General features: G+C 65.6%; 6 protein-coding genes. 4 read left to right on the forward strand and 2 right to left on the reverse strand.

All coding sequences use genetic code 11. From position 1 onward, the window contains the following. Window positions 1–89 precede the first annotated feature (89 nt). On the forward strand, window positions 90–1,484 hold the full coding sequence (gene lpdA, locus AC0L2P_RS29360) for a dihydrolipoyl dehydrogenase (protein ID WP_473506381.1): 1,395 nt from the start codon (window positions 90–92) through the stop codon (window positions 1,482–1,484). Between the two features lie 169 nt (window positions 1,485–1,653). On the opposite strand, the gene AC0L2P_RS29365 is transcribed toward lpdA, so the two are convergent. After that, window positions 1,654–2,757, reverse strand: coding sequence for a saccharopine dehydrogenase family protein (locus tag AC0L2P_RS29365; protein ID WP_473506383.1), 1,104 nt, complete (start codon window positions 2,755–2,757; stop codon window positions 1,654–1,656). A 123-nt stretch (window positions 2,758–2,880) separates the two neighbouring features. Between AC0L2P_RS29365 and AC0L2P_RS29370 the strand changes: the two genes are divergently transcribed. From AC0L2P_RS29370 to AC0L2P_RS29380, 3 genes are all read left to right on the forward strand, one after another. Beyond that, window positions 2,881–3,309 carry an Lrp/AsnC family transcriptional regulator gene (locus AC0L2P_RS29370; RefSeq protein ID WP_473506384.1) on the forward strand — a complete coding sequence of 143 codons (429 nt, stop codon included), beginning with the start codon at window positions 2,881–2,883 and terminating at the stop codon, window positions 3,307–3,309. 312 nt (window positions 3,310–3,621) lie between these two features. Continuing rightward, window positions 3,622–3,987, forward strand: coding sequence for a RidA family protein (locus AC0L2P_RS29375; protein WP_254817935.1), 366 nt, complete (start codon window positions 3,622–3,624; stop codon window positions 3,985–3,987). Between the two features lie 22 nt (window positions 3,988–4,009). Then, window positions 4,010–5,239: an amidohydrolase/deacetylase family metallohydrolase gene (locus AC0L2P_RS29380; RefSeq protein WP_473506386.1), complete on the forward strand. Its 1,230-nt coding sequence runs from the start codon at window positions 4,010–4,012 to the stop codon at window positions 5,237–5,239. 134 nt (window positions 5,240–5,373) lie between these two features. Here AC0L2P_RS29380 and AC0L2P_RS29385 read toward each other — a convergent pair. Then, window positions 5,374–6,939 (reverse strand): flavin-containing monooxygenase (locus AC0L2P_RS29385; RefSeq protein WP_473506388.1); only part of this gene is annotated, 1,566 nt, incomplete at its 5' end.

Genomic DNA, 6,939 nt, shown 5'->3' on the forward strand with positions numbered 1-6,939 from the left:
CCCCTCATCCGTCGCCTTCGGCGACACCTTCTCCCACCAGGGGAGAAGAGGAGCCGCGCCGCGGCCATCGCCAAAAGGATGCAGCTGACATGAAGGAAATCTCCTGCAAGCTGCTGGTCATCGGCGCCGGTCCGGGTGGCTATGTCTGCGCCATCCGCGCCGGGCAGCTTGGCATCGACACGGTGATTGTCGAGGCCGGCAAGCCCGGCGGCACTTGCCTCAATGTCGGCTGCATCCCGTCCAAGGCGCTGATCCATGCCGCCGAGGAATTCGAGAAGCTCTCGCAGATGGCCGGTGGCAAAAGCCCGCTCGGCATTGCGATCGCCGCACCATCGCTTGATCTCGCCGCGACCATTGCTTGGAAAGATGGCATCGTTAGCCGGCTGAACAACGGTGTCGCCGGCCTGCTTAAGAAAGCCGGCGTGAAGACGGTGCATGGCTGGGCGACATTTCGCGACGGCAAGACCGTTGCCGTCGAGACCGAGATCGGCATGCAGGTGATCCGCGCCGAAACGGTGGTGATCGCGACCGGCTCGGCGCCGGTCGAGTTGCCGTCGCTGCCGTTCGGCGGGTCGGTCATTTCATCGACCGAGGCGCTGGCGCTGAGCGAAGTTCCGGAGAGGCTGGCGGTGGTCGGCGGCGGCTATATCGGGCTGGAACTCGGCATCGCCTTTGCCAAGCTGGGCGCCAAGGTGACCGTGGTCGAAGCGTTGCCGCGCGTTTTGGCACAATACGATGCGGAACTGACCCGGCCGGTGGTGAAGCGGCTGGCCGAACTCGGCATCGAGGTGCTCGTGAACGCCAAGGCCAAGGGGCTGTCGACCAAGCGCGACGCGCTGCTGGTCGAGACGAATGGCGGCAAGAACGGCAAGATTGCCGCCGACAAGGTGCTGGTCACGGTCGGTCGCAAGCCGGTGACCGAAGGCTGGGGGTTGGAGCAGATCGACCTCGACATGGCCGGACCCTTCATCCGCATCGACGACCAGTGCCGCAGCTCGATGCGCGGTATCTTTGCCATTGGCGACGTCACCGGCGAGCCGATGCTGGCGCACCGGGCGATGGCGCAAGGCGAAATGGTCGCCGAGATCGTCGCCGGCCACAAGCGCAGCTGGGACAGACGAGCGATCCCGGCTGTCTGTTTCACCGATCCGGAGCTGGTCACCGCGGGCCTGCCGCCGGAGGAGGCCAAGGCCCGTGGCGAGGTCAAGGTCGGACTGTTTCCCTTCGCCGCCAATGGCCGGGCGATGACGAAGTTGGGCGAGGACGGATTCGTCCGGGTCGTTGCCCGCGCCGACAACCATCTGGTGCTCGGCATCCAGGCCGTCGGCCAAGGCGTTTCGGAACTGTCGACGGCGTTTGGGCTGGCGCTGGAGATGGGCGCGACGCTGGAGGATATCGCGGGAACGATCCACGCCCATCCGACACAGGGCGAGGGTTTTCAGGAAGCGGCGCTGAAGGCGCTGGGGCGGGCGGTGCATGTTTGAGGGCAGGTGATCTCCCCCCTTGAGGGGGAGATGGCCGGCAGGCCAGAGGGGGTCGGTTCGGCTGGATGCGACCTCCCTTGCGACAGATGGAGGTTAGCGCTCTACGCGAGGCGACCCCCTCTGTCGCCTTCGGCGACATCTCCCCCTCAAGGGGGGGAGATTACGCAGCTCACCCTGCAAGCCGGCTAACCATCTCATGCTGCGCATAGGCGCGGCCGAAGCGGTTGGCTAGGAACGCGTCGAGCGCGATGTCCTCCTGCTTGATGAAACCTGTTGCCGGCAAGGTGCCGTCGGCGAGCATGTCGAGCACGGCGCAGATGGCGGAGGCGGTGGTGATCTGGATAGCGCTGCGCACCGTTTCGCCGACGCGCCTGGCGTAGATCTTGTTGGCGTACGTCTCCTGCAGGAGGCGGCCGTTCTTGCGGCCGCTGACGGTGACGAAGACGATAACGACGTCCTGCAGCGTCGCCGGCAGGGCGCTTTCAAAGATGTCCTTCAGCACGTCGCGGCGGTGGCGCAGGCCGAGGTCGTTGAGCAGCGCCTTCATGATCGCGGCATGGCCGGGATAGCGGATGGTGCGGTAGTTCAGCGTGCGCACCTTGCCTTTCAGCGTTTCGGCCAGCGTGCCCAGCCCGCCCGAGGTGTTGAACGCCTCGTAGGTGACGCCGTCGAGCGAGAATTCCTCGCGCTCCTCGAGCGGCGGCACTTCGACCAGCTCGCCTTCGACGATCGCCTCGCAAGGCTCGCAATATTCGTTGATGACGCCGTCGGTGCTCCAGGTCAGGTTGTAGTTCAGCGCGTTCGACGGGTATTGCGGCAGCGCGCCAACCCGCATGCGCACGCTCTCCAGCGTGTCGAAGCGGCTGGCGAGGTCGTTGGCGACGATCGAGATGAAGCCCGGCGCCAGGCCGCATTGCGGAATGAAGGCGCTGCTACCGGAGCGCGCCAGTCCCTTGACGCGTCGGGTCGCGACGACGTCCTCGGTCAGATCGAGATAATGCACGCCGGTATTCGCCGCCGCTTCGGCGATACGCGTCGTCAGATGGAAGGGCGCGGCGCTGAGCACCGCGAACTTGCCCGCCAAGGCGGCTTCGAGGTTGCCGGCGGCTTCGATGTCGAGTTCCAGCGTCTCGACCGTTTCAGGCAGTTCGGCCGCGCCAAGTTGCGCCGCCGAGCGGTCGACGAGGGTGACACGGTAGTCGCCCGTGAAAGCCAGCATCTCGGCTATGGTCGAGCCGATCTTGCCGGCGCCGACGACGATGATTTCCTTCATGACCGGCCCCTCGCACCAACGTTAGATTGACGGCTAGATTCGCAGCTTGCCTGTCGAAAGGAAGCGTGAGATTGTACGAAACGCAGCCTCTCTTTGCGCAATGTGCCGACAAGGTTCGTCGAAATGCTCAGCGATGCCGACCAGGCTCTGCTTTCCCTGCTGCGCATCAATGCGCGCGCCTCGACCGCCGAACTGGCGCGGCGGCTCGGCGTCTCACGAACGACGGTGCAAAGCCGGATCGAGCGGCTGGAACAGCGCGGCATCATCGCCGGCTACGGCGTCAGGCTTTCGCCGGATTACGAACAGGGGCTGGTCAGGGCGCATGTCCTGCTCACCGTCACCCCCAAGCTTGCCGACAAGGTGGTGCGCAGCCTGCGGGCGCTGGCGCCGGTTCGCACGCTGCACTCGGTCAGCGGCAATTTCGACATGATCGTCATCGTCGAGGCGCCGTCGATCAGGGATCTCGACACGCTTCTCGACCAGATCGGCGCTATGGACGGGGTCGAGCGCACGTCGTCGTCGATCATCCTGTCGACGCGCATCGACCGCTGAGCGGCTTGGCGCGCGGCCAGAGATGCCGGCGGGACAGCGCCCCCCCTCTGCCCTGCCGGGCGTCTCCCCCACTGGGGGGGGAGATCGGCAGCTTCGCTGACAGCCTCCATTCAGCCATCTTGGAGATAGGTGAAAAGCCGCGGTGACATTCAATCTCCCCCCTCGTGGGGGAGATGTCCGGCAGGACAGAGGGGGGCGCGAAGAATCACCGAGCGTGGTGGCTAAGCTGACCCTCCTGTAGCAAAGCGCTGGATGAAAATCGCTGTGGCAGGCATAAGGACGGTCACGCAAAGATTTCTAGAGGAGGCCTCCTTGCCCAAGCAGTGTTTCGGAAAATCCCATGTGCCGTTGTCGCCGGCCGTCAGGGCCGGCGATTTCGTCTATGTCTCAGGCCAGGTGCCGGTCGGCAGCGACGGGCTGGTGGTCAAGGGCGGCATCGCGGAACAGACCGAACAGGTGCTGTCCAATGTCAAGGCGGCACTGGCGCTGGCCGGCTGCACGCTGGATGATGTGGTCAAGACGACGGTCTGGCTGGAGGACGCGCGCGATTTCGGCATCTTCAACACCGTCTATGCCAGGCACTTTCCGAAAGACCCCCCGGCGCGCACGACGGTGGAGTCGCGGCTGATGATCGACATCAAGATCGAGGTCGAGGCCGTCGCCTACAGGCCGGCCTGACGGGAAAGCGGAGACAGGCGCGATGCAATTCGATCTGCTGATAAAAGGCGGCCGCCTCATCGATCCGGCATCCGGCCTTAACGCACAACGCGATCTGGCGATTGCCGACCGCCGTATCGCCGCGATCGACGCCGAAATCCCCTTCGAACGTGCCGCCCGCGTCATCGACGCCACGGGCTCCATCGTCGCGCCGGGCCTGATCGACCTGCATAGTCATGTCTATTGGGGCGGCACCTCGCTCGGCGTCGATGCCGACCGGCTCGCCGCAAAGAGCGGCACCACCACGTTCATCGACGCCGGAAGTGCCGGCGCCGGCAATTTCCTCGGCTTTCGCCGCCACGTCATCGAGCGCTCGAAAGTCCGCATCCTGGCCTATGTGAACATTTCGTTTGCCGGCATTTTCGGCTTTTCGCAGACCGTGGCGGTCGGCGAGTGCAGCGACCTCCGGCTCTGCGAACCGCGGGAAACGGTGGCGGCGGTGCGCGAACACGCCGACGTGGTCGTCGGCGTGAAGGTCCGCTCGGGTCGCCATGCCGGCGGCACCAGCGGCATCGCGCCGGTCGATCTCGCGCTCGAGGCCGCCGACAAGGCCGGCCTGCCGCTGATGGCGCATATAGACGAGCCGCCGCCCGGCCGCTCGGAAGTGCTGCCGCGGCTGCGCAAGGGCGACATTCTCACCCACTGCTTCCGGCCGTTCCCCAACGCGCCGGTCTTCGCCTCGGGGGCGGTGCGGCCGGACATGCGGCTGGCGCGCGAGCGCGGCGTCATCTTCGACATCGGCCACGGCATGGGCTCGTTCGATTTCGAGGTGGCCAAAGCAATGCTGAGCGAAGGTCTGGCGCCGGACGTGATCAGCAGCGACGTGCATCTCTACTGTGTCGACGGGCCGGCCTTCGACATTCTGGTCTGCATGTCGAAACTGCTGGCGCTCGGTATGCCACTGGTCGCGGTGCTGCGCGCCGCAACGCAGCGGCCGGCGGAAGCGATCGCCAGGCCAGATCTCGGCACGCTGGCAGTTGGCGCGGTCGGTGACGTCGCGGTGCTGCGTCTGCGTCCAGGCCACTTCACCTTTGTCGACTCGGTCGGCGCCTCGCTGGTCGCCGAGCAAAGGCTGGTCTCGGATGGAATCGTGGTCGGCGGGACCTGGTGGCCGAACGAAACGGCGGATGATCTCGGCGAAACCGAGCGCTTCGAGGCGCATGCGCATGACACGCATGTCGAGGTGGCGAGCCGGCATTTCGGGCGTGGGTGATCTCCCCCCTTGAGGGGGAGATGTCGCCGAAGGCGACAGAGGGGGTCGGTTCGACCAGGCTCGCCTTCCTGCAACGGATGGAGGTTGGCGCTCCACGCGCGGCGACCCCCTCTGGCCTGCCGGCCATCTCCCCCTCAAGAGGGGAGATCACCGCTTCGCCCCGGCGCTCCATAAACCGGCGTCGCAATGCCTTCCATGCGCGCCTTGATCTGCAGCGCGACGTACTTCGAATAGAAGCGCGACAGCGCCAGATTGCCGCCATGGAACCACAGCGCTTCCTGCGCCGTCGGCTTCCACATGTTGCGCAATTCGCCCTGCCACGGACCCGGGTCGCCTTTCACGCCCGAGCCAATCCCCCAGCACGGCCCGACCTTGTCGGCGACTTCGCGCGAAACGATCGCCGCCACTGTCTCGTTCATCGAGAGATAGCCGGTGCAGGCGATGATCGCGTCGGCTGCCAGCTCCGTGCCGTCGTCGAAGAGGATGCCTGTCGGCGTCAGCGACTTGATCCCGACGCCGCTGCGGACGCCGATCTTGCCGTCGATGATCAGATCGCAGGCGCCGACGTCGATGTAGAAGCCCGAGCCGGTGCGGTAGGCCTTCATCAGGAGCCCGGTCTCGTCATCGCCGAAATCGATGGCGAAGCCGGCGCCGCGCAAGCGGTCGTAGAAAGCCGCGTCGCGCGCCTTGATGATGTCGTAAAGCGCCCGCTGGCCTTGCGGCAGCAGCGCGAACGGCGTCGAGGCGACGATCATGTCGGCCTTCTCAGTGGTGATGCCGCGGGCAAGCGCCTTCTCCGAAAAGATCTCGAACCCGATCTCCATCAGCGTGTCCGATTTGACCACCGTCGTCGGCGAGCGCTGGACCATCGTCACCTCGGCGCCGCTCTCCCAGAGATCGACGCTGACGTCATGGCCGGAACTTGCCGCGCCGATGACGGCGACCTTTTTGCCGCGGAATTTCTCGCCGCTGGAATACTGGCTGGAATGCAGGATCTCGCCCTGAAAGACCTCGGCGCCCGGCAAGTCGATGCGCCTGGGCGGGCCATAAGCACCTGTTGCGAAGACGATGTGCTTCGGCTTTAGCGTGATGCGCTCGCCGGCGCGGTCGAACTCGACCGTCCAGACCTTTTCGGCCTCGTCATAGCTGGCCCCGATGCATGTCGTGGAGGTCCAGTAGTTGAGCTCCATGACACGCGTGTACATCTCCAGCCAGTCGCCCATCTTGTCCTTTGGCGTGAACACCGGCCAGTTCTCGGGAAATGGGATGTAGGGCAGATGGTCGTACCAGACCGGGTCGTGCAGCACGAGCGAGCGGTAGCGATTGCGCCAGGAATCGCCGGCCTGGGCGTTCTTCTCGATGACGATGGCCGGCACGCCGAGCTGCCTGAGCCGCGCACCCAGCATGATGCCGCCCTGGCCGCCACCGATGACCAGGCAATAGGGCTGCTCGGTGACGCCGAGTTCGTGCGCCTCGCGGCGCCTCGCCTCCAGCCAGGTTTCGCGCTCGGGATCGGCCTTGTGGCGGACGCCCAGCGGCCGCGCCGGGCCCTTGCGCTCTTCAAACCCCTTGAGATCGGTCATTGCCGTAAACAGCGTCCGGCACTTGCCGTCCCTGAGGCGCATGATGCCTTGGCCCCACGCCGATGACGTCTCGAAAGAAAACCAGGCTTCGATCGTGCCTTCGTCCGAAGTCGCTTC

Source organism: Mesorhizobium sp. WSM4836, assembly GCF_055811815.1.

What these genes read in the sequence shown, in the direction of transcription:
- AC0L2P_RS29380 (WP_473506386.1), top strand. Translation starts at nt 4,010, where the DNA reads ATGCAATTCGATCTGCTGATAAAAGGCGGCCGCCTCATCGATCCGGCA.
- AC0L2P_RS29370 (WP_473506384.1), top strand. Translation starts at nt 2,881, where the DNA reads ATGCTCAGCGATGCCGACCAGGCTCTGCTTTCCCTGCTGCGCATCAAT.
- lpdA (WP_473506381.1), top strand. Translation starts at nt 90, where the DNA reads ATGAAGGAAATCTCCTGCAAGCTGCTGGTCATCGGCGCCGGTCCGGGT.
- AC0L2P_RS29365 (WP_473506383.1), bottom strand. Translation starts at nt 2,757, where the DNA reads ATGAAGGAAATCATCGTCGTCGGCGCCGGCAAGATCGGCTCGACCATA.